Origin of the sequence: Synechococcus sp. R3-13 (assembly GCF_047462195.1) — a bacterium.
Taxonomy (GTDB): domain Bacteria; phylum Cyanobacteriota; class Cyanobacteriia; order Thermostichales; family Thermostichaceae; genus Thermostichus.
The window spans coordinates 1-1,455 of the sequence record NZ_JANSIO010000157.1 but is presented as its reverse complement, the minus strand read 5'-3'; the positions used below and the strand labels follow the sequence as shown (position 1 = coordinate 1,455).

Genomic DNA, 1,455 nt, shown 5'->3' with positions numbered 1-1,455 from the left:
CCCCACCCCATAAAGCCATCCCTTGCCCTCTCAGCTGCAGCCGGATGGAAGAAGCCCCAGAGGGGTCGCTCCTCCAGGGCCCATAAAGCAGCTTTGAAAAAAGCTTTGATGCTTAGACGATAGCGCTTTCGGTAACAAGACGGCAACAGTGATATCAAAAGCTCAACTTTACTTTAGATTCCTTAACAATAGCCCTCTGCTTTGACTAGGCACGGATATTGCTGAGCTGAGTCTCTCCCCTCTCGAGGGGGATCCCCCATTAGCCCACTTGAACTGTTGCGGACCCGGATCCCCTAGAGCAGGCATTTCCTCTCCCAGGGTGGAAGAGGGGTTGGGGGTGGTCGTCTGGGGCAGCGCATGGCAGAGGAGACTATCTCTCTCAAATAGATTCAGAGTAACTGCAATCACCATCCCTCGCCATCTTCAGGCCAAACTCTCGCAGAGCGGGCAAGAAATTTTTGTTTTCGTGATGGGATCGGCTCAACTTCAGCAAGGCAAATCTCTGGATATCGTGCAAGTTTCTCCAGAAATCGAGGGCAAGCCGGATCCCCAGGTCTTGAGCTTTTTGTTGGACAGCCATTGGGATCTGGTTGGGATTTTGCCATTCAGGCTGGGGGTCAATGGGAATCTCTTGCGCCTCTTCGTGGCAGATGGAGCGAACCAAATGGCGCAGATGGTTGCGGAGTTCTTCTAGATCCTGTGGAGATTCAGAGGGCCAATCAACACACTTCCGCCGCTCTTCTAAGGAAAACTTGGCCCATTGATGGAGCTTGAGCTTGATCCCGCACAAATCCAGCTTTAGGCGCAAGGTCATGGGGATGCATCGCAGAGAGTCGGCAAAATCTTGCTCAAACTGAAACAGAGTCATGGGAACCTCGATTAGGAACCAAATCTAGAGTTGAGGGGATTGCTTGAGCGGTGGGTCGGCTTTCTCAAGAGCAACGGCGCAGGCTTTTAATTCCGGCTGTCCGGAATCAGGGCAACTGATGTCATGGGTGAGGGCATTACACTCAGCTTGTTCTGCCCAGAGGGATCCCCAGTGCATGGGTACAAATAGCGTACCGGGAGCAATGTTGGCAGTTATCTTGGCCGGGAAATAGGCCCGTCCGCGGGCAGAACGCACTTGAACCCAATCTCCATCTTGGATGCCCAGTTTTTCCGCATCGCGAGGATGGATCTCCATAAAGGGTTGGGGGTGCATTTGCTTGATTTTTTCAATCCTGCCGGTGCGGGTTTGGGTGTGCCAATGGCCGTAAAGCCTGCCCGTGGTTAATACGTAGGGAAACTGGGGATCCGGCGGCTCTGCTAGGCCACGGGAATGGTGGGGGATAAAGCGGGCGCGGCCATCGGGGGTCGGGAAACGCCAATCTGTGTAGAGGCGAGTGGACTTAGGGGCCGAGGTTCTTTCTTTGGGATAAGGCCATTGCTGAGGGCCTTGTTCTGCCAAAAGGGCAT

2 protein-coding genes are annotated in these 1,455 nt (G+C 53.8%); both read right to left on the bottom strand.

The window, feature by feature from the left end; all coding sequences use genetic code 11:
- Positions 1 to 379: 379 nt before the first annotated feature.
- On the bottom strand, positions 380 to 814 hold the full coding sequence (locus NW856_RS04955) for a nitrate reductase associated protein (protein WP_414399381.1): 435 nt from the start codon (positions 812 to 814) through the stop codon (positions 380 to 382).
- A gap of 78 nt (positions 815 to 892) precedes the next feature.
- A partial coding sequence (locus NW856_RS04950; RefSeq protein ID WP_414399380.1) for a molybdopterin oxidoreductase family protein occupies positions 893 to 1,455 on the bottom strand: 563 nt, incomplete at its 5' end.